Source organism: Cecembia lonarensis LW9 (assembly GCF_000298295.1).
GTDB lineage: Bacteria > Bacteroidota > Bacteroidia > Cytophagales > Cyclobacteriaceae > Cecembia > Cecembia lonarensis.
In genome coordinates, this window is record NZ_AMGM01000282.1 from 1 (window position 1) to 714 (window position 714).

At 59.5% G+C, this 714-nt stretch carries 2 protein-coding genes; both read left to right on the forward strand.

Going from position 1 to position 714, the window contains the following annotated elements:
* The coding region (locus B879_RS24160) for a hypothetical protein (protein ID WP_040401627.1) at window positions 1–343 on the forward strand (343 nt) is incomplete at its 5' end.
* 51 nt (window positions 344–394) lie between these two features.
* Window positions 395–714 (forward strand): hypothetical protein (locus B879_RS24165; RefSeq protein ID WP_040401628.1); only part of this gene is annotated, 320 nt, incomplete at its 3' end.

The window sequence follows — 714 nt, forward strand, 5'->3', positions numbered from 1 at the left end:
CACAATGACTTTCCTCTTTGCCTACAAGGCGTTTGTCATCCCTGGAGCGATCGCCATGGCTGCCATCATCATGCTCATCACCGTTGCCACGATTGCCCGACGGCAGAAGCATGCCCAGGCATTGGAGCCGCGGATATCGCCGGCGTATGTGTTGTGGATGGTGTTGTTGGTGTCCCTGGTGGGGCCAGCGCAGGTGATGCTACTGCCATCGAATCCGCAGGAAATCGCCATCAAGGCATTGGTCATGTCGGCAGGACTTGCCCTGTGCATCTATGGGGCGGACCGTTCGTTGTTCGGCGCGTTCGCACGTCCCAAGGGCGGGCTGACAACCTCTAACGCTTGATTTTCCACTCTGAAAAGTTAGGATTTTCCATAACGGAAAGAGAGTCTGGACATGCCTGACGAAAGCCCTCGGACAGTGGGCTTCGACCCACGCGCTGCGCTCGCCGAAGTGGACGGCGCTTCCGGTGCCATGGTGCACTCCACCGAGGCGCCCCGCGGCTTCGCGCTGGCTTTGGTGTTGATCATTTCGACCGTCATCGCCCTGCTCGGGGTTGCTTCCTGGCCACTTCTTCTGGGTATCGGCGCTCTGCTTGTCCCGCTGGGTGTTTGGTACTTGGTCTTGCTGCGGAACCGCCCCAAGCCGCGCCCCATCCTGAGTCATTCCGGGCCCTACATGCTGTATGCGCTCCTGCTTATGTTGGTGATGCAGGG